The organism is Arthrobacter sp. CAN_A2 (genome assembly GCF_015752045.1).
Taxonomy (GTDB): domain Bacteria; phylum Actinomycetota; class Actinomycetes; order Actinomycetales; family Micrococcaceae; genus Arthrobacter_D.
The window spans coordinates 263,150-285,943 of sequence record NZ_JADOUS010000002.1 but is presented as its reverse complement, the minus strand read 5'-3'; the positions used below and the strand labels follow the sequence as shown (position 1 = coordinate 285,943).

15 protein-coding genes and 1 tRNA gene are annotated in these 22,794 nt (G+C 71.5%); 13 read left to right on the top strand and 3 right to left on the bottom strand.

All coding sequences use genetic code 11. The features are described from left to right. Positions 1-102 precede the first annotated feature (102 nt). Complete coding sequence (gene rsmA, locus IWX63_RS03475) at positions 103-996, top strand: 16S rRNA (adenine(1518)-N(6)/adenine(1519)-N(6))-dimethyltransferase RsmA (RefSeq protein ID WP_199276742.1); 894 nt, start codon at positions 103-105, stop codon at positions 994-996. A gap of 55 nt (positions 997-1,051) precedes the next feature. Here the strand turns inward: rsmA and IWX63_RS03470 are convergent, their stop codons facing one another. Then, the gene (locus tag IWX63_RS03470) at positions 1,052-1,852 is read right to left on the bottom strand and encodes an SGNH/GDSL hydrolase family protein (RefSeq protein ID WP_334685596.1); all 801 of its coding nucleotides are present in this window, start codon (positions 1,850-1,852) and stop codon (positions 1,052-1,054) included. 267 nt (positions 1,853-2,119) lie between these two features. On the opposite strand from IWX63_RS03470, the gene IWX63_RS03465 reads away from it, so the two are divergent. The 6 genes from IWX63_RS03465 to IWX63_RS03440 all read left to right on the top strand — a co-directional run bounded on the left by IWX63_RS03465 (position 2,120) and on the right by IWX63_RS03440 (position 11,199). Continuing rightward, positions 2,120-3,067: a 4-(cytidine 5'-diphospho)-2-C-methyl-D-erythritol kinase gene (locus IWX63_RS03465; RefSeq protein WP_334685595.1), complete on the top strand. Its 948-nt coding sequence runs from the start codon at positions 2,120-2,122 to the stop codon at positions 3,065-3,067. Between the two features lie 36 nt (positions 3,068-3,103). After that, positions 3,104-4,924 carry an ABC-F family ATP-binding cassette domain-containing protein gene (locus IWX63_RS03460; RefSeq protein WP_199276739.1) on the top strand — a complete coding sequence of 607 codons (1,821 nt, stop codon included), beginning with the start codon at positions 3,104-3,106 and terminating at the stop codon, positions 4,922-4,924. A gap of 534 nt (positions 4,925-5,458) precedes the next feature. After that, positions 5,459-6,814 (top strand): glycosyltransferase, encoded by a 1,356-nt coding sequence (locus IWX63_RS03455; RefSeq protein ID WP_334685594.1) that lies wholly within the window; start codon positions 5,459-5,461, stop codon positions 6,812-6,814. Continuing rightward, a complete protein-coding gene (locus IWX63_RS03450) occupies positions 6,811-8,652 on the top strand; it encodes a right-handed parallel beta-helix repeat-containing protein (protein WP_199276737.1) in 1,842 nt (613 codons plus the stop codon). Before IWX63_RS03455 ends, IWX63_RS03450 begins: the two co-directional genes overlap by 4 nt. Next, positions 8,649-9,734: a NosD domain-containing protein gene (locus IWX63_RS03445; RefSeq protein ID WP_199276736.1), complete on the top strand. Its 1,086-nt coding sequence runs from the start codon at positions 8,649-8,651 to the stop codon at positions 9,732-9,734. Before IWX63_RS03450 ends, IWX63_RS03445 begins: the two co-directional genes overlap by 4 nt. 55 nt (positions 9,735-9,789) lie before the next feature. Then, complete coding sequence (locus tag IWX63_RS03440; RefSeq protein ID WP_199276735.1) at positions 9,790-11,199, top strand: UDP-glucose dehydrogenase family protein; 1,410 nt, start codon at positions 9,790-9,792, stop codon at positions 11,197-11,199. A 64-nt stretch (positions 11,200-11,263) separates the two neighbouring features. Here IWX63_RS03440 and IWX63_RS03435 read toward each other — a convergent pair whose 3' ends face one another. After that, positions 11,264-12,613 (bottom strand): right-handed parallel beta-helix repeat-containing protein, encoded by a 1,350-nt coding sequence (locus IWX63_RS03435; RefSeq protein WP_199276734.1) that lies wholly within the window; start codon positions 12,611-12,613, stop codon positions 11,264-11,266. Positions 12,614-12,890: 277 nt separating this feature from the next. Here IWX63_RS03435 and IWX63_RS03430 point away from each other — a divergent pair, with 277 nt between their 5' ends. The 5 genes from IWX63_RS03430 (at position 12,891) to IWX63_RS03410 (ending at position 22,050) form a co-directional block, all read left to right on the top strand. Continuing rightward, on the top strand, positions 12,891-14,939 hold the full coding sequence (locus tag IWX63_RS03430) for an Hsp70 family protein (protein WP_199276733.1): 2,049 nt from the start codon (positions 12,891-12,893) through the stop codon (positions 14,937-14,939). Beyond that, positions 14,936-17,143 carry a LuxR C-terminal-related transcriptional regulator gene (locus IWX63_RS16700; RefSeq protein ID WP_334685593.1) on the top strand — a complete coding sequence of 736 codons (2,208 nt, stop codon included), beginning with the start codon at positions 14,936-14,938 and terminating at the stop codon, positions 17,141-17,143. Before IWX63_RS03430 ends, IWX63_RS16700 begins: the two co-directional genes overlap by 4 nt. A 115-nt stretch (positions 17,144-17,258) precedes the next feature. Further along, a complete protein-coding gene (locus tag IWX63_RS03420; protein WP_199276732.1) occupies positions 17,259-18,563 on the top strand; it encodes an IniB N-terminal domain-containing protein in 1,305 nt (434 codons plus the stop codon). An 89-nt stretch (positions 18,564-18,652) separates the two neighbouring features. Next, positions 18,653-20,527 (top strand): dynamin family protein, encoded by a 1,875-nt coding sequence (locus IWX63_RS03415; RefSeq protein WP_199276731.1) that lies wholly within the window; start codon positions 18,653-18,655, stop codon positions 20,525-20,527. Beyond that, positions 20,524-22,050 carry a dynamin family protein gene (locus IWX63_RS03410; RefSeq protein ID WP_199276730.1) on the top strand — a complete coding sequence of 509 codons (1,527 nt, stop codon included), beginning with the start codon at positions 20,524-20,526 and terminating at the stop codon, positions 22,048-22,050. The genes IWX63_RS03415 and IWX63_RS03410 overlap by 4 nt, the downstream gene beginning before the upstream one ends. Here IWX63_RS03410 and IWX63_RS03405 read toward each other — a convergent pair. Then, the gene (locus tag IWX63_RS03405) at positions 22,025-22,564 is read right to left on the bottom strand and encodes a hypothetical protein (RefSeq protein WP_199276729.1); all 540 of its coding nucleotides are present in this window, start codon (positions 22,562-22,564) and stop codon (positions 22,025-22,027) included. The two genes, IWX63_RS03410 and IWX63_RS03405, sit on opposite strands and share 26 nt — an antisense overlap. Positions 22,565-22,713: 149 nt before the next feature. On the opposite strand from IWX63_RS03405, the gene IWX63_RS03400 reads away from it, so the two are divergent. Beyond that, positions 22,714-22,785 (top strand) — tRNA-Gln (locus IWX63_RS03400). The last annotated feature ends 9 nt before the right edge of the window (positions 22,786-22,794 follow it).

Below are 22,794 nucleotides of genomic sequence, written 5' to 3'. Positions count from 1 at the left end.
GGAGCCCCCCTTGAGACCAGGGGTTCCACCAGGCGTCGCCGGCTCCGGCACCCGCCGCGTCCCTCGCCTGATCCCGCACGGCCGGACCGATACGATGGCAGGGTGACCACGCCCCCCGCCGCAGGCCCGCCAGCACCCCTCTTCGGAGCAGCGGACATCCGCCGCCTGGCAGCCGAGGTGGACATCCGCCCCACCAAGACCCTCGGCCAGAACTTCGTGATCGACGGCAACACCATCCGTCGGATCGTCGCCGCCGCGAACCTCGGCCCCGCCGAGACCGTGCTCGAGGTGGGTCCCGGCCTCGGGTCCCTGACCCTGGGCCTGCTCGACGCCGCGGAGCGTGTCGTCGCCGTCGAGATCGACCCCGTCCTCGCCGGCAAGCTGCCGGACACCGTTGCCCGGTGGCGTCCCGACCGCGCCGCGTCCCTCGACGTCGTCCTCGAGGACGCCCTGCGCGTGACCACGCTGCCGCATGACCCCACCTCGCTCGTGGCCAACCTGCCCTACAACGTCGCGGTGCCCGTGGTCCTGAACCTGCTCGAGCGCTTCCCATCGCTCCGCCACGGCCTCGTCATGGTGCAGGACGAGGTGGCGGACCGGCTGGCCGCGCCTCCCGGGTCGAAGACCTACGGCGTCCCGTCCGTGAAGGCCGCCTGGTACTCGAGCATGGCCAAGGCCGGGGTGATCGGCATGAACGTGTTCTGGCCGGCACCGAAGATCGCCTCGGGCCTCGTCCGCTTCACCCGCCGGGAACCCCCCGTGACGACGGCGACGCGCGAGCAGGTGTTCGCCGTCATCGACGCCGCCTTCGCCCAGCGCCGCAAGACGCTGCGCGCGGCGCTCGCGGGCTGGGCCGGCAGCCCGGTCCTGGCCGAGCAGGCCCTCCGGGCGGCCGGGGTGGACCCGACCGCGCGCGGCGAGGTCCTCGACATCACGGCGTTCGCGCGCATCGCGGAGGCCCGTGCGGACGCCTCGGGCGCCGCGCCCCTTCCCTGACGCCGTCCGGGGGTGCTCCTGCGCCCTGCCGCTCCGATGGCCGCCGGGAGCAGGATCACCCGCCGTGCGGCCGAGCGCGGGCGAGGTCGGGCTGGGTGAGCTGCATGTCGTCCAGACGGGTTCCCAGCACGCCGGCGAGATGGTCATGGCCGGCCTGGGTGAGATGCACCCCGTCCGCCAGCTGGTCGCCTGCCCGATAACGGGTCACCCAGTCACCCACGCCGATGAACGGGAGGTGGTGGCTCGCGGCGAAGGCGCCCAGGACGCCGTCCACCGCCGTCCGCCTCCCACCGCCATGGGCAGCTCCTCGTGCCAGGGTCCCGATCATCACGATCCTCGATGACGGGTAGGTCCGGCTGAGCGTGGCCACGACCGTGTCGGCACCGGCGGTGATCTGCGCGTCGGTCGCGCCCCGGGCGGCGTCGTTGCCGCCACCCTCGATGACGATGAGCGCCGGATCGGCGCACGGGAGGACCCACTGTCCCCGGGTCAGCGCCGAGGGGTAGTTCATCGCGCCGCCGCGGTTCGTGGCCACGAACCCCGTGCCGCCTGTCCCGAGATACCTGACGTCGTATCCTGCGGCGCGCAGCCCGGCCTGCGTCCAGGTCCGGTCGGCGGGGACGCCGGCCGCGCCACCGGACTGCGAGTCGCCGATCAGCAGCGCCGTCCGGGTGGGATCCGGCACCTGCAGGCCGGGCCCGTGGCTGATCGGATCGGTGCACGCTGTGCGGGGCGACCGGGTGGCGCTCCCCGCCACCGGCCCCGTGGTCGCCGGTGCGGTGAGGCTGCCGCCGTCGGCGGCGGTCACCATGAGCAGGATGCCGACGGCCATCTTCGCGCCGACCTCCACCGCCACCCGGAGGTGTCTGCGTCCTCTCCCGTCCATGCGGCCCCCCGCCATCGTCCGAGCCCTGACCGGCCATCGATGCGGTCGGCGTCGGTAGGACAAGTGTCCGCCACGGACCCTGAAGGGACGCTGAAGGGACGCTGGGAAGACCTTCGCCACGGCAGATCCTGACGCCGACGGCGGGTCGGAGGACGAGCCGCCGGACGAGCCGCCGGACGAGCCGTGGAACACGGGTGCGTTAGGTTGGTGGGTATGGCCTCGGGCAGAACAGTCGACATGCGCTCCGGCGCCCGGTCCGTGCGCGTCAGGGCCCCGGGCAAGATCAACGTCTCCCTCAAGGTGGGCCCGCCCCGGGAGGACGGCTACCACGGGATCGCCAGCGTCTTCCTCGCGGTGTCCCTGTACGAGGAGGTCACGGCCACGGAGACCGACGGGGACGGCATCAGCGTCACCGTCAACGGCCAGGGCACCCTCAACCTCCCCGCCGAGTCCATCCCGCTGGACCGCACCAACCTCGCGGTGCGCGCTGCCGAACTCCTCGCCGAGGTCAGCCCCGGGCGCACCGGGGTACACCTGGACATCACCAAGCGCGTGCCCATCGCCGGCGGCATGGGCGGCGGCTCGGCGGACGCGGCAGCGGCCCTGCTCGCCTGCGACGCCCTGTGGGGCAGTGGTTTCTCGCGCGACGAGCTGGCGAAGATCGCCGTGGACCTCGGCGCCGACGTGCCGTTCGCGCTCGTCGGCGGGACCGCCGTCGGGCTCGGGGTCGGGGACCAGTTGACCCCGGCCATCTCCAAGACCCCCCTGCACTGGGTGCTCGTGACCTCCGACTACGGCCTCTCCACGCCCGAGGTGTACCGCACGCTGGACGGGATCCGTCTGCGCGAGGGCATCGACCCGGACCCGCAGCCGGACATCGATCCCGCGATCCTCGGCGCCATGCGGGCCGGCGACGCCCCCGGGCTGGCCCCGCTGCTGCACAACGACCTCCAGCGCGCCTCGATCGAGCTCGCCCCCGTGCTGGGCGATATCCTTGAGACGGGTAAGGCCGCTGGTGCGCTCGCCGGGATCGTGTCCGGATCGGGTCCCACCATCGCCTTCCTCGCCCGGAGTTCCGGCCACGCGGCCGAACTGGCAACGCTCCTCGGGACCGAGGGGCTGCAGGCGATGACCGTCCACGGTCCCGCCCACGGGGCCCGGATCGCCACCGAATTCGCGGCCTGACCGCGCACCACCGTTCCAACCGAAAGCAGTATCTCCTTGGCACACCTTCTCGGCGCCGAAAGCCTCAGCGTCGCCTTCGTCACCCGTACCATCCTGGACAACGTGTCCCTCGGCCTCGAGGCCGGCGACCGCATCGGGGTGGTGGGCCGCAACGGTGACGGCAAGTCCACCCTCATGCGGCTCCTCGCGCAGCGCAGCAGCCCGGACTCCGGGCGGGTGACCAAGCGGCGTGACGTCTCCGTCGGCTACCTCGACCAGTCGGACGTGCTCGACGGCGACCTCGAGGTGGGCCGCGCGATCGTCGGGGACCAGGCGGACCACGAGTGGGCGTCCAACCCGAAGATCCGCGACGTCATGGGCGGCCTCGTCTCCGAGGTGGACTGGCACGCGAAGGTGTCCTCCCTCTCCGGCGGGCAGAAGCGCCGCGTAGCCCTCGCGAAGCTGCTCATCGCCGACGACGACGTCATCATGCTCGACGAGCCCACCAACCACCTCGACGTCGAGGGCGTCGCCTGGCTGGCGCGGCACCTCCAGCAGCGCTGGCGGCCCACCGAGGGGGGCATGCTCGTGGTCACCCACGACCGCTGGTTCCTCGACGAGGTCTGCAACCACACGTGGGAGGTCCACGACGCCGTCGTCGACGACTTCGACGGCGGCTACGCGGCCTACGTCCTCGCACGCGCCGAGCGGGACCGCATGGAATCCGTCATCGAATCCAAGCGCGTGCAGCTCGTCAAGAAGGAACTCGCCTGGCTGCGCCGCGGCGCCCCCGCGCGCACCGCGAAGCCGAAGTTCCGCATCGAGGCCGCGAACGAGCTCATCGCCGACGTCCCCGAGCCCCGCGACTCGCTGGCCCTCAGCAAGATGGCCATGTCCCGGCTGGGCAAGGACGTCCTGGACCTCGAGGACGTCAGCCTGACGATCGACGACGGCGAGGGCACCGAGCGGACGCTGTTCGACAAGGTCACGCTGCGGCTCGCTCCCGGCCAGCGCCTCGGGCTCGTGGGCGTCAACGGCTCCGGCAAGACGACGCTGCTGCGGCTGCTGAACGGGGAGATCCAGCCCACCGCGGGCAAGCTCAAGAGGGGCAAGACGGTCCAGACCGCCGTCCTCTCGCAGGAGGTCAGGGAGCTCGACGACGTCAGCGACAGCCGCGTCATCGAGGTCATCGAGGCGGAGAAGCGCGTCTTCGCCGTCGGCGGCAAGGAGGTCTCGGCGAGCCAGCTCGTGGAGCAGCTCGGCTTCACCAACGAGAAGCAGTGGACGAGGGTCAGCGAGCTCTCCGGCGGCGAGCGCCGTCGACTCCAGCTCCTCCGGCTGCTCGTGGGGGAGCCCAACGTGCTGATGCTCGACGAGCCGACCAACGACCTCGACACCGACACCCTGTCCGCCATCGAGGACGTCCTGGATGGCTGGCCGGGCACGCTCGTGGTGGTCTCCCACGACCGCTACCTCCTCGAGCGCGTCACCGACACCCAGATGGCGCTGCTCGGCGACGGGAAGCTCCGCGACCTGCCCGGCGGCGTGGACCAGTACCTCGAGCTGCGGAACGCCGCCGGGCCGCTCACCGCCACGGGGAGCGCCGCCTCCCCGGCCATCAGCGGCGGGTCCGGCGGCAGCACGTCCGAAGCCGAGCTGCGACAGGCCCGCAAGGACCTGACGCGCATCGAGCGGCAGATCACCAAGGTGGACGCACAGAAGGACAAGACGCAGAAGCAGATGAGCGACGCCGGTGCACGGCCCGACGCCGACTTCGAGCACATCGCGGGCCTGAATGCCCGGCTGCAGGAGCTGCAGACGGAGATCGGAGACCTCGAGGTGCAGTGGATGGAGACCGCCGAGATCCTCGGCGAGTAGCCCGTCAAGGGTCTTTTGGAATATTCCGGCGGTGATGTGCCCCACATCGTCGGACTCCGGGCAAGGACCCCCGGCGGGCGGTGGGTGGGTGACCGCCGAGAAAGCAAGTAGTGGCGCGTAACGGCCACGTCATCGCCCCGTCGCCGTCCGGTAACACTCGGCTCCCCTGGAACACGTAGGGCCGTGCGCCCGTCCCCGCCCGGCTGTGGCGCCGGGACGGGCGCCCGGCCCTTTTCGGCGTGCCGGCACAACCTCCCGGAACGGACGACGGAGGGCGGAGCGACGACCCTGCCGCCAGGCTGTCGTCCCCCTCGCAGCCGAGTAGCCGTGCGTCCCGTCACAAGTGGTTTTCGGGAAATAGACGAGTATCCGGCCCTCGAGCCGCCTGCCCTAGGGTCGAATCAGAAGGTAGCTGAGGATCAGTCAGCGACCGCCCCCCGCCCGCCGCACCGCAGTCCGACTGCAAGGCTGCCTGGCGACCCAAGCCCGCTGATGTGCATCCACCCAGCCGCTCCAGCCTGCCCAAGGACTCCTTTGTACCCTCTTCCTCCTGCCGCCACTTCCAGCACGCCCCTCGACGTCGGGCTGACCATCCTCGGCTCCCGGTGGTCCGCCTGGACCACCGGCCTCGACGGGGCGGATCCGAGCGCCTTCTGGGCCGAGGTCTCGCCGTACTTCCCCGTGGCCGTCGCCGGCACGATCGTCTGGGCGCTCTGGCTGTACCGGTTCATCCTGTCGCACCGGGCGAAGCCGATCGTCACCGAGCATCGCACCACGACGTCCGTGGTGGTCCCGTCCTTCCACGAGGACCCCGAGATCCTGATGAGCGCGCTCGAATCCTGGCGCGCCCAGGGCCCGGACGAGATCATCATCGTCCTCGACGTCAAGGACCTCGACGCCTACGCCCGGATCGAGGCGCTCCAGGACCCGACGATCAAGCCGATCCTGTTCCACCACGTGGGCAAGCGGTCCGCGCTCGGCGCCGGGATCCGCCTCGCACAGTACGACGTGCTGGTCCTCACGGACTCGGACACTTGGTGGCAGCCCGACCTCCTGCGGAACGTCCAGATGCCCTTCATCGACCCGCTCGTCGGCGCCGTGGGGACGCACCAGACCGTCTACATGCGGGAGACGAGCGTCTGGCGACGTGTCGCCGACTGGCTCGTCAACCTGCGCTACCTCGACTACGTCCCGGCGATGGGTGCCGCCGGCGCCGTGCCGTGCATCTCCGGCCGCACCGCGGTCTACCGCCGGTCCGCGGTCCTGCCGGTCCTCGAGCACCTCGAGAACGAATACTTCCTCGGCAAGCGCTGCATCTCGGGCGACGACGGCCGCCTCACCTGGCTCGTCCTGGCGTCCGGCTACAAGACCGTGCACCAGTCCACGGCGCGCGCCCTGTCGATGTTCCCCGCGAGCTTCAGCGCCTTCGTGAAGCAGCGTGTGCGGTGGAGCCGCAACTCCTACCGCTGCTACCTCACGGCCATCGGTACCGGCTGGCTCTGGCGCACGCCCTTCATCACGAAGGTCACCGTCCTGCAGATCCTGCTCACCCCGGTGACCATGGGCCTGACCATGTTCTACCTCATCTTCAACCGGCTGGACTTCACCGTGCTCGGCATCGCCGCCGCGCTGTGCTGGCTGCTGCTGGGCCGCGGCATCCGCGGGGTCTCCCACCTGCGCCGTCATCCGCGGGACATCCTGATCCTGCCGGTGCTCGCCTTCGCGGTGATCCTCGTGGCGCTGCCCATCAAGCTCTACGCCTTCGCCACCATGAACAAGCAGGGCTGGCTGACCCGGCACGCGGACCAGATCGGCGGCGACGGCCAGGACGCCGTGAGCCTCGAGTCCAGGGCCGACACCGCGTCCGACACCCGGCAGGCCGTCGCATGAGCGGCCGGAAACCGATCCTCCTCGGCCTCCTCGCGCTCGTGATCATCGCCCTCGCCGGCGCCGGCTTCCTCGCCGCGGGGAACGTCTGGGAGAAGTCCGCGGCGGACGCCGTCGGACGCAACGAGATCGCCGCCAACGGCAACGTCCAGGGCGAGCTGTACACGGGGGACCCGCGCAGCGAGGCCCGCATCGTGAAGAGCGAGGAGGAACGCCTCGTCTACGTGCGGACCATCGCCTCCGCCGCCCGCTGGCGCGTCGACGGGCTCGCGGGACCGTACCGCCTCGACACCGGGTCCACGAACACGCTCGTCCTCCCGGCCCGCACCGAGCCGTACACCACGGCCGACCTCCTCGGGCTCGCCCCGGACACGTTCACGCAGCGGGCGCCGTCGACGTTCCTGCTGACCGAGAACATCGTGGTGCTGCCCGGTGCCACCCTGTCCCTCAGCGGGGACGACGGCGTGACGGTGCGCATGCAGAGCGACGAGGATGCCTTCGTCTCGATCGTGGCCCTCGGCGGCTCGCTCGCCATGGCCGGCACCGAGCAGTCCGACGTCACGGTCACGAGCTGGGACGGCTCCGGAGCGGACACCGACACCTCGGACGGACGCGCCTACGTCCGCGCCATCGGCGGCCACGCCTCGTTCTCGTACGCCACGGTGTCCTCGCTCGGTTTCTGGAGCGGGAACACGGGCGGGCTCGCCCTGACCGGCACGGACACGCCCGGGACGTTCCAGGACGCCCCGGCCGCCGCGGATCCCGTGGCCCCGGCCGGCGCCCGCCTGCTGCCCGAGGCGGACCTGCAGTCACTGGCCGACCAGACGGAACTCGACTACAGCGTCGTCACCGCGGGCATCGACCACCTGACCGTCAAGGACAACGCGTTCGGCCTCTTCATCACCAATGCCCGCGACGTCGCGATCCGCGACACCGCGATCACCGGCAGCCTCGTGGACGGCCTGGTCCTCCACCGCTCCGTCACGGACGCCACCATCACCGGGACGACATCCTCGGACAACGCGGTGGACGGCATCGCCGTGGGACGCTCCAGCGCCCGCGTGGAACTGCAGGGCGTCACCGCGAGCGGCAACGGCCGCAACGGTCTCTCGCTCGACGGCCAGCCGCTCGCGGACGGCCCCAACGCCGTCGGGACCGCCGTCGTCACCTACGGCAGCAACCGCGTGGTCCGGAGCACGGTGGCGGACAACGGCCGGTACGGCATCGAACTCAGCGGCGGGGACAACCTGCGCGTCACGGGCAACACCATCCGCGGCAACGAGGTCGGCATCGTCGTGAACTACGCAGCAGAAGGAGTCAGCATCATCGACAACGAGATCCGCGACCAGCGGCAGCAGGGCATCGCCGTCCGCGAGACCGGCGCACGCGCCGACATCCGCGGGAACACGATCTCCGGCACCGACACCGGCGTGTACGTGCGCGACGCGTCCGCGACAGTCACCGGCAACACCCTGAGCTCCATCTCGAGCCACGGCGTGACCCTCGTGGGCAGCGTGCCCGACACCCGGGTCACGGGCAACGACGTCAGCGGCAACGGCACCATCGCGATCTGGGACGAGACCTCCACGGGGGCGCTGGTCGAGGAGAACGACCTGCTGGACTGGCACCCCGCCCCCACCGTCCAGAGCGTCATGAACTCGGTCTTCCAGCCGCTGACCTTCATCTGGCTGCTGCTCGGGGCCCTCCTCGTGGCCACCGCGTTCACCCGCAAGCGGCACCTGCGCGTCCGTACCATCCGCAACCCCTACGAGGAGCGGATCCCGCTGACGGCGCTGAGCGCCGGCATCGTGCGCATCGACGACCTCCGGGACGCCCGATGACGCGCCGCGGAGGCCTCCTCGCGCTCATCCTCGCCGTCGTGGCGATCGGGGTGGCCGCCGTCGTCGTGGTCGTCGGCCTGAACCGGTCGGACGGCGACGGCGCGGCGCAGGACCCCCGGGAGTCCGCGCCCCGCAGCAGCCAGGACGCCGCGCAGGACTCCCCGTCGGCGCCCGCGCCGGTGGGGACCCCGGCGGAGTGCCCCGAAGCCACGGTGCGCGTGGCCGACGCGACCGATCTGGAGAACGCGCTCGACGCCGCGAAGCCCGGGGACGTCATCGGCCTCGCCGCCGGCGTCTACACCGGCAACTTCGCGGCCTCGGCGACCGGCACGGCCGAGCAGCCCATCATGCTGTGCGGTTCCGCGGAGAGCATCCTCGACGGCGGCACCACGGACGACGGCTACATCCTCCACCTGGAGGACTCCGCCCACTGGGTGCTCCAGGGCTTCACGGTCCGCAACGGCCAGAAGGGCGTCATGGTCGACCAGACCACCGACACCCTGATCACGGGCCTCACCGTCACCACCATCGGCGACGAGGCCATCCACCTGCGGAAGTTCAGCACGGACAACCGAGTCCTCGGGAACACGATCAGCGACACCGGCCTCCGGAAGCCCAAGTTCGGCGAGGGCGTCTACATCGGCACGGCCGAGAGCAACTGGTGCGACATCAGCAACTGCGAACCCGACCGCTCCGACCGCAACGAGATCGCCGGGAACACCATCTCGGGGACCACCTCGGAGAACGTTGACATCAAGGAGGGGACCGCCGACGGCGTCCTGCGCGCCAACACCTTCGACGGCTCCGCGATCGTGGAGGCCGACTCCTGGGTGGATGTGAAGGGCCGCGGCTGGCTGATCGACGGGAACACCGGCGCCAACTCGCCGCAGGACGGCTTCCAGACCCACGAGATCGTGGACGGCTGGGGCACAGAGAATGTCTTCCGCGACAACGTGGCCCAGGTCAACGGACCCGGCCTCGGCTTCTCGCTGAAGCCCGTGCGCGACAACGTCGTCGAATGCAGCAACACGGCCTCCGACGCCGGAGAAGGCCTGTCCAATGAACCCTGCACCTCCGGCTGACCCTCCGACCACGCACCCCACCCCAGTTCTCCCCCACTTCAGATAAGGACCGACCATGAGCTTTTCCCCCGAGAACCACGAGCCGGCACCGCGGGTGACCGTCATCGGCACCGGCTACCTGGGAGCAACCCACGCCGTGTGCATGGCCATCATGGGCTTCGACGTCCTCGGCGTCGACGTGGACCAGCGCAAGATCGACATGCTGTCCGGCGGCAAGGTGCCCTTCTTCGAGCCGGGTCTGCCCGAGAAGCTCGAGGAGGCCCTCGCCTCCGGTCGTCTGCGCTTCAGCACGGACTTCGACGAGGCCGCTGCCTTCGGCGACGTGCACTTCGTCTGCGTCGGCACGCCCCAGGCCGCCGACTCCGCGGCCGCGGACCTGCGCTACGTGGAGTCCGCGTTCACGGCCCTGGCCACGCGGATCGACCGCAAGGCCCTGCTGGTCGGCAAGTCCACCGTCCCGATCGGTACCGCCGCGCGCATCACCGAGCTGGTGCAGTCCATCTCCCCGCTCGGGGCGGAACTGGAACTCGCCTGGAACCCCGAGTTCCTCCGCGAGGGATTCGCCGTGCAGGACACCCTGTACCCCGACCGCCTCGTCTTCGGCGTCGAATCCGCGTGGGCCGAGCAGCAGCTCCGCCGGGTCTTCAAGCCCGTCCTCGACCTCGACACCCCGGTGATCGTCGCCGACCTCGCGACCTCCGAGCTGGTGAAGGTCGCCGCGAACTCGTTCCTCGCCACGAAGATCTCGTTCATCAACGCCATGGCGGAGATCTGCGAGGCGACCGGCGCCGACGTCAACCACCTCGCGAAGGCGCTCAGCCTCGACGACCGCATCGGCGGCCGGTTCCTCAAGCCCGGCCTCGGCTTCGGCGGAGGCTGCCTCCCCAAGGACATCCGTGCCTTCAAGTACCGCGCGGAGGAGCTCGGCGTCGGGCAGGCCGTGAGCTTCCTCGGTGAGGTGGACTCCATCAACAACCGACGTCGCGTGCGTACCGTGGATCTCATCCGCGAGCTGGCCGGCGGCAACCTCGACGGGGTGCGGGTCGCCGCGCTGGGGGCTGCGTTCAAGCCCAACTCCGACGACGTCCGTGACGCCCCGGCGCTCGACGTCGCACGCCTGCTGTACCTGGAAGGCGCGATCGTCAGCGTGTACGACCCGGAGGCGAACGAGAACGCGCACCGCCGCTACCCCGACCTCAACTACGTGGGATCCATGGCCGAGGCCGTGGACCAGGCCGACGTCGTCGCCCTCCTCACGGAGTGGTCGGAGTTCCGGAACGCGGACCCTGACGAGCTCGGCGCCCTCGTGAACCACCGCCGCATCGTGGACGGACGCCACGCCCTGGACGCGAACGACTACACGTCGAAGGGCTGGCAGTACCGTGCGCTCGGCCGTCCCGCCCAGGCCGGAACGGTCGCACTGGCCTCGGACATCCGCGACGAGACGCCGACGCTCGTCGGCTAGGAGCCATGACGCGAGGGGCCGGGTGGGACGAACTCCCACCCGGCCCCTCGTGCGCTCCCCGGGACTACCGGCAGGCGATGTTGCTCAGGCCGCGGTCGGCGCCGCTGGGCTTGCACGCGATGACCGTCCCGAGGGCAGCCGACTGCACCCAGACCTCGTACCCGGGGACCCCGCCCTGCACGGTGTTGCCCCCGAAGGTGTTTCCCGTGCCCCACCCGGCGAGGACCGAGTGCACCTGGAAGGCGTCGAGCCCGGTCCCGAAGCCCGTATTGCCCTCGATGCGGTAGCCGTTGCCCTTGACGTCCACCCAGGAGTCCGCGAAGTTGGCGCCGGAGCCGCCCGCATTGGTGAAGGTGTTGCCGGTGATCACGCCGCCCGTGGTCCCCTCCTTCACATCGATGCCCTCGGCGGAGGTGTTCGTGATGCGGTTGTCCCGTACCTCGATGCGGTCGGAACGGTCGGGCACGCCCTTGGCCCAGTTGCTGGTCGCGCTGCCCAGGTAGATGCCCTCGCCGTAACCGGGCTGCCTGAGGCCGGTGTCGTGGATGAAGGAGTTGCGGATGGCGCCGTCGGAGCTCCCGGACCGGAAGTGCACCGCCTCGGCGCCGATCGTGCCCACGTCCACGCCGTCGATGATCGTGTTCCTCGAGCCGTCCAGCACGATCCCCTTGGCCGAGGAGGCGACGGACATCCCCGTGATGCGCCAGTGCGACCCCGTGACGTGCAGTCCGTAGCCGGAGGACGTCGACCCGCTGGACAGCACCGCGTCCCGGGAGCCGCGCAGGGTGATCGGGGAGGCCGCCCTGCCCGAGGCCGACGCCTTGAAGGCCCCGATGTAGCGGCCGTCCCGCAGTTCGATGACCTGCCCGGGCCGCGCCTCGGCGAGGGCGGACCTGAGCCCGGCCGCCGTCGAGACCTGCACGACGTTCGTGGGGGCGGGGGCAGGAACGGGCGTGGGGGCGGGCGCCGGCCTGGGTGCAGGTTTGGGGGCCGGCTTGGGCGCGGGCTTCGGAACGGGCGCGGGCTTGGGCGCCGGCTTGGGCGCCGGGGCTACGGTTCGGGGAGCGCCCACGGAGAAGGACACGGTGCTCTCCTGTCGGCCGGTGGGCGACTCCCACCGGACCTCGAGCCTATGTGCTCCGGCCCCCACGGTCACGGGCCACGCGTAGGGCGCGGTGGTGTCCTGGCCGAGGTAGGTGCCGTCGACCTTGAACTTGACCTTCGACCCGGCGGGCGCATCCACGAAGGCGAGGAACACGCCGTCGCCCCGGACGGTGCCTGCGAGCGCCTGCCCGTCCGCGCGGACGGTGGGAGGAGCGGCGGAGGCGGGCGAGGCGATGAGGGAGACGGCGACGACGGCGACGACGGCGGCTGCCACCCGGCGGCACGCGGGCAGGCTGGGGGAGGGGAGCATGTGCTGCTTTCTGGAGAGACCATCCCGCTGGTGCGGGCCAGTTCACCAGAGGCTAGCGACACTCCCGGGGTGCGCCTACAGGTCCTGCCCCGGCCTTGCAAGAAACTGTCGAACCTGAGGAAATGCTTGCCGATCCTTGTGTCGGAGGGGTTCCCGCAGGCCAAGTAATCGCATCGGGAAGACAAGTACCGGGTGCGTGGAGCTACTCTCGTTTCGTCGTGTGGCGTCCTGTTAGCTGGGCCCGAGTGGTCAAGGACGAGCACGACGTGGGGAAGCTATGAGTTACGGTCTCAGCATCGACGTAGGAACCAGTTTCACGGCAGCAGCCATCCTCCGGACGGACGGTGAGGGTCCCGGCGCGCCGCAGACCCTTTCCCTCGGCAGCCGGTCGGCAGCCATCCCCACCGTCGTGTTCCTCGGCGCGGACGGCACCCGGCTGGTCGGCGAGGCGGCGGAACGCAGGGGAGCGGCGCAGCCCGACTGCGTGTCCCGGGAGTTCAAGCGGCGCATGGGCGACGACGTCCCCCTCATGATCGGCGGGGCGCAGGTCCTCCCGCAGCATCTCGTCGCCGCGGTCGTCGGCTGGGTGGTGGGTGTCGCGACCGAGCGGGAGGGCGGAGCCCCCGACGTCGTCACCCTCACCCACCCTGCGGGCTGGGGCGAGCACCGCACCTCCCTGCTGCGGCAGGCCCTGGCCGAGGCGGGCGTCGGGGACGTCGTCCTGCTGACCGAGCCCGAGGCGGCAGCGCTCTCGTACGCCTCGCGGGAGCAGGTGTCCGCGGGCAGTACCCTCGCCGTCTACGACCTGGGCGGCGGGACCTTCGACGCGACGGTGCTCCGGAAGACCGACGCCGACACGTTCGCGGTCCTCGGCACCCCCCAGGGGCTCGAGCGGCTCGGCGGGGCGGACTTCGACCAGGAGATCTTCGACCACGTCCTCGAGAGCACGGGCGTCCCTCTGGCAGGACTGGAGCCCACCCCGGAGGTCCTCGTCGCACTGACCCGCCTCCGGAAGGAATGCGCGGAGGCCAAGGAGGCTCTCTCCTCCGACTCCGAGGCCACCGTGTCCGTGATGCTGCCCGGGACCCACGCGCAGGTCCGCCTCGTCCGGTCGGAGTTCGAGGCGATGATCGAGCCGGCCCTCGGCGAGACGGTCGCGACCCTGCGCGCCGCCCTCGAGAGCGCCGGGGTGCGTGCCGAGGAGCTCACCGCGATCCTGCTGATCGGCGGGTCGTCACGCATCCCGCTGGTCGCCCAGCTCCTGTCCGAGGAATTCGACCGCCCCCTGGCCATCGACGTGGACCCCAAGGCCTCCGTGGCCCTCGGTGCTGCCTTCGCCACCTCTGCCCTGGACGACGCTTCGGGCGGGCAGGAACCTGCCGCGACGGCGGGCGAGGGGACCGGCGGGCCGCAGGGAGCCGCGCCCGTCCCGCTCACCAACGCGGCCGGGTTCGCGCGGCCGGCCCCGCGCGCCGTCGCAGTGGCTGCCGGTCCGGCAGCCATGGCACCGACGAGGCGGCTGGGGGTGCGGGTCGGGGCCGTCGCCGCCGCCGTGGCGCTGCTGGGAATCGCGACGGCGTCCGCCACGGGCTCCCCGAACCCGTTCGCGGCGCTCTCGGCCTGGTCCGGCGACCAGCGGGCAGAGGCAGCCGAAGGAACCGCGCCCACGGCGGACGCCGGAGCCCGGACCGCCGCCCCGGGACAGCCGGACGGCGACGGGGTAGGGCCGCTCCTGGAGCCGGACGTCGACGGCGGGACCTTCCTGGACACGGCGGAGGAGAAGGTCGGCACCGGGCCGGTCGACGCAGGGCAGGCCACCCCGTCGGGCGCGGCCGGGGAGAAAGGCGCCGGGGCCTCCTCGGAGGCCGCGAAACGAACGGATCCGGCACGCGATACCCCGGAGGAGGCCGCGGCACAGGATCCGAAGCCGGCGGGCGGCACGAAGCCCGCACCACCGTCCACCGGCACGCCGCCCTCGTCCGCGCCGAGACCCGGAACCGGCCCGGTCGACCCGACGCCGCCGTCACCCGTCCCCTCGCCGACGCCCGCGCCGGCACCTCCCGTCATCGAGGCGCCCCCGGTGACGCCGGTGACACCGCCCGAGACAACGCCGCCGGCCCCTGATCCCGTCACGCCGCCGCCCTCCGACCCCACCCCGCAGCCCCCCGACCCCACGCAGCCACCGGCGGACCCCGCGCCCACCGAGCCTCCTCCGCCTCCCGCCGATCCGGAACCGCAGCCCACCATCACGATCGACCCTCCTGCGCCGACCGCTCCGCCGCCCAGCGAACCAGCCACCCCGTCGTCCGTCGCCTCGGAGTCGTGACCGTGACCGCCCACCACGTGGAGACAGGTCTGCCCTCGCTCCACGGTCGGCCCCTGGACGCCGCGACCTACGAGGTGGTCCTCGCGCTGTGCATCGGATTCTCCATCCCCGGCCTCGCCCCTCCGCTGCTGTACAGCGAGGGTGTGCCCGCCGAACAGCTGGCCGCCGAGGCGCGGGCTGCGGGCCTCGTACGGCCGGACGGACGCCCGACCCCCGAACTCCGGGCGTCCATGCTGCGCGACGCCGACCCCTACCAGGTGCGCCGGTTGCAGCGCGCCCTCGTGGACCTCTACTGCTCGGAATCGCTGCCCCTCGGCACGCTCGCGCGCCGGCTCGCCGGGGACGGCCTCGTCGACGACCGCGTCGCCGGGGTGCTGGCCCAGGAGGGCACCGCGCTCCTGGGCACCGATCCCGCCGCGGCCCTCGACCTGCTCGAGCGCGCGGTCGCTGCCGGAGCGGATGCCGTGGGCACCGCTCCGCGCCGGGCCGAGGCCGCGCTCGGCGCGGGCGACCTCGACGCCGCCTCCCGCATCCTCGACACCTACTTCGGGCACGGCTGCACCGATGCGCAGCCGACGCTCCCCGACACCGCGCGGGCGGTGCGGGTCGCCTCCGCGCTCTGGGCCCACCGGGGCATGATGTCGCGCGCGGCCGACGTGCACCGCTGGGCGGCGGGAGCAGGATCGGCCGGGGTCGAGGCCCTCGGCGCGGTGACCCTGCTCGCCACGGGCGATGTGACGGGCGCCCGGGTGATGATCTCGGGCGGGGCCTCGGCGGCGTCACCGTCGCTGGTCGACGTCGCGCACCTCCTGCTCGCGGAGGGCGCCCTGCACTCCCTCGGCGAGGACCCCTCCGGCGCCGTGCCCGTCCTCATCCGCGCCTCCGACACCCTGAACGCGACCGGGAGGGTGTCCCCGGCCCCGGAACTGCCCGGGTGCCTCGCTGCGACCGTCGGACTCCTGGCCGGCAACCACCAGACCGCACTCACCGTCATCCAGGCGGCGCTCGCGAGCGGGCAGGGCGGCCGGGTGCTGCGCCCCCGGTTGTGCTTCCTGGGTGGCTGGGCGGCCATGCTCATGGACCAGCCTGCCCTGGCACGCGACTTCTGCGACGAAGCCCTCGGACTGCACCAGCACCTCACGCCGCGGGACCATCTCCTGCTGCAGGCACTCGAGGTGGGACTGGCCCGGCGGGCCGGGGACAGCGCGGCACTCGTCCAGGCCTGGCAGCGCGCCCGCGAGGCGCTGCTGCACGTCTCCGTGGACCTCTTCACGGTGCTTCCGCTCACCGAACTGGTTGTCGCGGCCGCCCGGCTCCGCGACTCCGACGCACTCAGGCCCCACCTCGACGAGGCGTGGGCGCTGCTCTCGGAGCTCGGGGACCCGCCGCTGTGGTCCGTCCCGCTGCACTGGTCCGCTGCCAGGGCCGCCCTCCTGCTCGAACGCCCCGGCGAGCTCGCCCCGCACGCGGCGGCGCTGGTCCATCAGTCCTCCGCCTACCCCCTGGCGGCCACCTTCGCGCTCGCCGGCAAGGCCTGGGTCTCCGTACTCGCCGGACGCTTCGACACCGATGCCGTGGAGGCGGCGGCGCAGGGCCTCGCGGTGGCGGGGTTCGCGTGGGACGGTGCGCGCCTGGCAGGCCACGCATCGGCGCGGGCGGACGACCGCCAGGACATGACACGGCTGCTCTCCTGCGCCCGCGACCTGCGGCCGGCGCGTGAGCGGGTCATGCGTCCCGACGTCGGGACTGCCCCGGTGGCGCCTGCCCCGCCGTCGGGCCCGGATCCAGGCGTCGCCGCCGTCGCGAGCCCGCGCGTCACGGCGGGCCCGCAATACGGGAGGCCAGATGCCGGGACGCGAGGTCCCGCCACGTCCGGGGCGGGTGCCGGGATGCGGGGTGCTGCAGTGCGGATGGCGGGAGAGCCGGCACTCAGCGGCCGTGAACGGGAGATCGCGCACCTGGTGCTGCAGGGTCGGACCTACCGCGAGATCAGCGAGGAGATCTTCATCTCCCCGCGGACCGTCGAGCACCATGTGGCACGTATCCGGCGCCGCTTCGGCGCGTCGTCGCGCTCCGACCTGCTGGCACGGCTCCGCCTGTCGCTCGAGACCACCCCCGGGGACACCTCCGCCGCTGCGCCTCCGCCGTCGGGCCGGGTCCCCAGCCCCCTGGGTACCCCTCATCGGGGACGGCGAAACCCCTAACGCCCCCCGGCGGTCAGGGGTGGAACTACCGATGTCCCGCCCCCACCCCCGCTCCTACGTTTGACACAAGCCGGCAGAGTCGCCGGCGGATCCGACCTCACCGAAGGAACATCTCATGACTACTCTCGCCTCAGACCTCCTCGACTTCCTGATGAACCTCTTCAACGACCAGGAGGCGGCCAGCGAATTCATCAGCGACCCCGAAGCCGTCCTGGCGAGCGCCGGCCTCGGGGACGTGTGCAGTGACGACGTCGACGCCGTCATGCCCGTGGTCCTCGACTACGCACCGGTCAGCTTCGGTGGCCGCAACGACAGCTCGTTCGATCGCAGCTACGACACCGGCGGGAACTCCTCCGGCGACGTCGCCCCGGGCGGCGGCGGCGGAGGAGGAGCCGCCATGCCGGGCGCCCCCGGCCGCGATGGCGCCCCCGGAGCCCCGGGCGCTCCCGGTCGCGACGGCGACGACGGCCGCGACGGTGACGACGGTGCCCCGGGCCGCGACGACGACGACAGCGACCACGGCAACGCGGTCCAGCAGCTGATGCACATCGTCAACAACTACTCGTACACCTCGTCCGTGGACGACCGCGACACCATCACCGACCAGTCCGTGAACCAGAACATCTGGGCCGACGGCGACGTCACCCAGTGGTTCGACAACGACGCCTTCATCGCCTCCGGCGACCGGTCGGTCGCGGCGGACGGCGACGTCAGGGTCGACAACTCGGTGGACAACTCCGACGACCACTCGCAGGACAACTCCACCAACGTCCAGGCCGACGACGGAGCAACCGTCGCCATCGGCAACACGGACAACTCCGACAACTCGGACAACTCGGACAACTCCGACAATTCGATCGAGGATTCGTACAACGACAGCTCGGACAACTCGATCGAGGACTCCTACAACGACAACTCGGACAACTCCGACCGCTCGACGACGAATACGGACAACTCGGACAACTCCGACAACTCCGACAATTCTGACAATTCCGACAACTCGATCGACGTGGAGGTCACCGACTCGTTCACGTCGGACAGCTCGACGACCGCAACCGCCACCGACAACTCCGACAACTCCGTCAACACCGACCTCGACGTCGCCATCACGGACTCGTTCACGTCGGACAGCTCGACGACGGACAACTCGACGACGACCACCGACAGCTCGGTCAACACCGACGTGGAGATCGAGGATTCGTTCACCTCGGACAGCTCGACCAACACCGACGTGGAGATCGAGGATTCGTTCACCTCGGACAGCTCGATCAACACCGAGGTCGAGATCGAGGACTCGTTCACCGCGACCGACAACTCGACGGATGAGTCCATGTCCATCGACGACTCGGCGTTCTTCGTCGACAACGAGGTGGATGTCGAGCTCGAGCCCGTGATCGTCGTCGCGGATCCGGCGCTCTGATCGCAGGACAGCCGAGGCAAGCCCGACGGGGACCTGTCCCCGTCGGGCTTGCCCGTGGTCTCATGGAACAACTCACCGGGGAGCGTCGCATGGATGATCTGATTCCGCTCGTGAAGAGCGGACTGGGGCTGGTCGCCACCGGCGACCGCGCCGACCTGCGCCAGCGGCTGGAGCAGACGCTGGGCCGCCTGGCCAATCCGGACATCCGCGTGATCGTGGTGGGGGAGTTCAAGCAGGGCAAGAGCAAGCTCATCAATGCGCTCGTGAACGCCCCGGTCTGCCCCGTCGACGACGACATCGCCACCTCCGTGCCCACCGTGGTGGGCTTCGGCGACCCCGCCGGTGCGGCGGTGCTGATGCCCCGCAAGGACGGCGGGCCGGGCCAGGACGCAGTCGAGCGTCGCGAGATAGCCCTCGCGGACATCGCCGGCTTCGTCTCCGAACGGGGGAACCCGGCGAACCGGCAGGGCCTCGCCTCGGCGGAGGTCCGCCTCCCGCGACGCCTGCTGGCCGACGGGCTCTCGATCATCGATTCCCCGGGGGTGGGCGGCCTCGAGTCGGCCCACGCCCTGACCACCCTCACCGCCCTGCCCACGGCCGATGCCATGATCCTCGTCTCGGATGCCTCCCAGGAGTACACCGAGCCGGAGCTGCGTTTCCTCAAGCAGGCCACCCGGATCGTCCCGAACGTCGGCTGCGTGCTGTCCAAGACGGACCTGTATCCGCAGTGGCGCGCCGTCGCGGACCTCGATCGTGGCCACCTCACGGAGGCGGGGATCGCCGCCCCGCTGATCCCGGTGTCCTCCGACCTCCGCCTCTTCGCGGCGCAGAACAAGGATGTCGAGCTGAACCGCGAGTCGGGGTTCCCGGACCTGATCGGCTACCTCCGCAACGAGGTGGTGGGCAAGGCCCAATCCCTGCGCCGGAAGTCCGTGGCGCAGGACCTCCTGTCCACTGCCGACCACCTGCGCCTCTCGGTCACCGCCGAACTGCAGGCGCTCAGGAACCCCGAGGGCGTGCCCGTCCTCCTCGCCGAGCTCGAGGACGCCAAGGAGCGGGCGGACCAGCAGCGGAAACGGTCCTCGCGCTGGCAGACCACCTTGAACGACGGCGCCTCCGATCTCATCAGCGACATGGAGCATGATCTCCGCGATCGGCTCCGGTCCATCCAGCGGGAGGCCGAAGCCGCCATCGACGACGGGGATCCCGGGCTCGTCTGGGACCAGTTCGCGGAGTGGCTCGAGCAGCGCGTGGCCTCCGCCGTGTCCGACACCTTCGTGTGGACGAACGAGCGCTCGCAATGGCTCGCCGAGCAGGTGGGCGAGCTGTTCGCGCTCGACGAGGTCCCGCTGCCGCTGCTGGAGGTCTCCAGCACGGACGGCGTCCTCGCCCCCGTGGAGGAGGTGCCGTTCCTCGACCCGGGACGCGTGAGCGCGGCAGGCAAGGTCCTGATCGGCATGCGGGGGTCCTACGGCGGTGTGCTGATGTTCGGCCTGCTGACCGGCATCATCGGCATGGCGCTCATCAACCCGCTCTCGGTCGGTGCCGGGCTCCTGCTCGGACGCAAGGCGTACCGCGAGGACAAGGACGCCCGGCTGAAGCGCCGCCAGGGCGAGGCGAAGACCCTGGTGCGGCGCCAGATGGACGACGTCGTGTTCCAGGTGGGCAAGCAGCTCAAGGACCGGATGAGGCTCGTCCAGCGCGAGATCCGCGACCACTTCGGTGCCCTCGCCGAGGAGCACCACCGCTCCCTGGCGGACTCCGTCTCGGCGGCGCAGCGCACGGCGTCGACGTTCCGGCAGGAACGCGAGGCGCGCATCAAGGAGCTGGAGGCCCAGCTCGCCGCGATCGACCGCCTGCACGCGCAGGCCGGGCGCCTCCTTCCGGGGCCCACGCAGTCCCCGCTGTCCCCGCATCCCCACGGCACACCCACCGGGGTCGTGGCGGCGGGAGCTCACCCGTGAGGGACAGCGGCGCCGTCGAGGCGCTCCTCGCGGACGCCCTCCGGGTCTACGACGACGACCCGGCGGTGCGTGCCGAGCTCGAGGGGTATGCACGGCGCCTGCGTGAACCGCTGCGTGTCGCCGTCGCCGGCATGGTCAAGGCCGGCAAATCCACCCTCCTCAACGCGATCATCGGCGAGGAGATCGCCCCCACCGACACCGGGGAATGTACGCGGATCATCACCTGGTACCGGTACGCGGCGACGCCCCGGATCACCCTGCACCCGCTGGAGGGCGAGCCGCGGCTGCTGCCCATCACCAGGGTGGAGGGGCGGCTGGTGTTCGACCTCGGCGGACAGCAGGCCGAGGAGGTGGCGCGCCTCGTGGTCGACTGGCCGGCCGAGAACCTCCGCGCGATGACCCTGATCGACACCCCGGGCATCGCCTCGCTCTCCACTGACGTCTCCGAGCGCAGCACCCGGTTTCTCACCCCGGAGGACGCACCGTCCGAGGCGGACGCCGTCATCTACCTGATGCGGCACCTCCACGCCTCGGACCTGCTGTTCCTCGAGGCCTTCCACGACACGAGTGCCGCCCGCTCGGGCACGGTGAACGCGCTCGCCGTCCTGTCGCGGGCTGACGAAGTGGGCGCGGGGCGGCTCGATTCGCTCATCGCCGCCTCCCACATCGCCGACCGCTACCGGGCCGATCCGTCCCTCAGGTCGCTGGTGCTCGACGTGCTCCCCATGGCCGGACTGCTCGCCCAGAGCGCGCGGACCCTGCGGCAGGCGGAGTACCAGGTGTTCGTGGCGCTGGCCGCACTGGACAGGACCGGCCGGGAGCGAACCCTCATCTCGGCGGACCGCTTCGTCGCCGGAAGCCCGGACCTCGGCATCTCGACGGAGGACGCGGCGCGCCTGCTCGACCGTTTCGGGCTGTTCGGGCTCCGGCTGGGGGCCGCCCTGGTACGCGGCGGGACGGGCAGTGCGACGGCGCTGGCCCACGAGCTGGCGCGGCGCAGCGGGCTCGACCAGCTGATGACGCTCATGACGCGGCAGTTCCACGCGCGGGCCACCGCCCTGCGGGTGCGGACGGCACTGACCGGGCTCGAGGTGATCCTGGCCGCGCATCCACGGGAGGCCGCCGCGCGGCTGCACGCCGGAGTGGAGAGGATCACGGCCACAGCCCACGAGATGAACGAACTGACACTGCTCTCCGCGCTGCGCGCCGGCCGCGTCCCGCTGCCCGCACCCGCGGTGGCCGACGCCGAGCGCCTGGTCGGAGGCTCGGGCACCTCCGCTGCGGACCGACTCGGGTTGCCCCCGACCCCCGACCCCGGGGACGTGCGGTCCGCCGCGCTCGGGCGGCTGCACCGGTGGCGCGTGCTGGCCGAGAATCCGCTGACCAGCCGCGCGGCCCTGGAGGCGTGCCAGATCGTGGTGCGCACCTGCGAGGAACTGGTGGTCCGTGCAGGTCCGGCCACCCCTGTGAGCGAGCCGGAACCCGCAGTCGTGACCGTCAGCGCGGGGGGCGCACGTCCCTGAACCAGCGTGAGGCCGGGGGGAGCAGGCCCAGGAGGAACGCGAGGGTTGCGACCGCCAGCTGGACACCCGCCAGATGGGGCGTGGGCTGGAACCCCGAGGAGCCGTCACCGAGGAAGGCGAACACCAGCAGGACAGCACCCGCATCGAGCACGAGCGCCACGAGGAGCGCCCAGCGCACGCGGCCCACGCCGCGCATCAACGGTCGGACGAGGAGCACCTCGACCACCTCGACCACCACGACCAGCGCGAACAGGGCGAGCGTTCCCCAGAGGGCGATCGAGGCGACCTGGTCCAGCCGCGTGGCGTCCGCTGCGCCGTCGATGCTCGCGGCGGTCTCCCGGAGACCGGCCAGGTGCGTGTCGCGGTCGAGGTAGGCGACGACGAGCGCCGCCACGCCGAGGACGCCGCCCATGAGCCACAGTGCGCCCACGTACCGGACCAGCGGGGGAGGAGTCGCCTCCCTGAGCACGGGAGGCGGGACGGCGTTGGACATCTCTGGCCGGGGAGGACGCATGGTCGTAATCTAGCCCCGCCGCGCGGGGGCTTCAATGGTCGTCCGGCGACAGCCCCGCCCGGCGCGGGACCCGTCGTGGCAAAGTCCTGCAGGCATGGCAAACTAGATAACCGTGCGCACATGCTCCGGCCCACCGGAGCACGTCGCGGTCCGCCCTGGTGTAATGGCAGCACCCCAGCCTTTGGAGCTGTGGAGTATAGGTTCGAATCCTATGGGCGGAACGGGGGAGG

Coding starts and splice junctions, on each gene's coding strand:
- IWX63_RS03465 (WP_334685595.1), top strand. CDS start 2,120: ATGCGCTCCGGCGCCCGGTCCGTGCGCGTCAGGGCCCCGGGCAAGATC.
- IWX63_RS03450 (WP_199276737.1), top strand. CDS start 6,811: ATGAGCGGCCGGAAACCGATCCTCCTCGGCCTCCTCGCGCTCGTGATC.
- IWX63_RS03445 (WP_199276736.1), top strand. CDS start 8,649: ATGACGCGCCGCGGAGGCCTCCTCGCGCTCATCCTCGCCGTCGTGGCG.
- IWX63_RS03440 (WP_199276735.1), top strand. CDS start 9,790: ATGAGCTTTTCCCCCGAGAACCACGAGCCGGCACCGCGGGTGACCGTC.
- IWX63_RS03435 (WP_199276734.1), bottom strand. CDS start 12,613: ATGCTCCCCTCCCCCAGCCTGCCCGCGTGCCGCCGGGTGGCAGCCGCC.
- IWX63_RS03430 (WP_199276733.1), top strand. CDS start 12,891: ATGAGTTACGGTCTCAGCATCGACGTAGGAACCAGTTTCACGGCAGCA.
- IWX63_RS03420 (WP_199276732.1), top strand. CDS start 17,259: ATGACTACTCTCGCCTCAGACCTCCTCGACTTCCTGATGAACCTCTTC.
- IWX63_RS03415 (WP_199276731.1), top strand. CDS start 18,653: ATGGATGATCTGATTCCGCTCGTGAAGAGCGGACTGGGGCTGGTCGCC.
- IWX63_RS03405 (WP_199276729.1), bottom strand. CDS start 22,564: ATGCGTCCTCCCCGGCCAGAGATGTCCAACGCCGTCCCGCCTCCCGTG.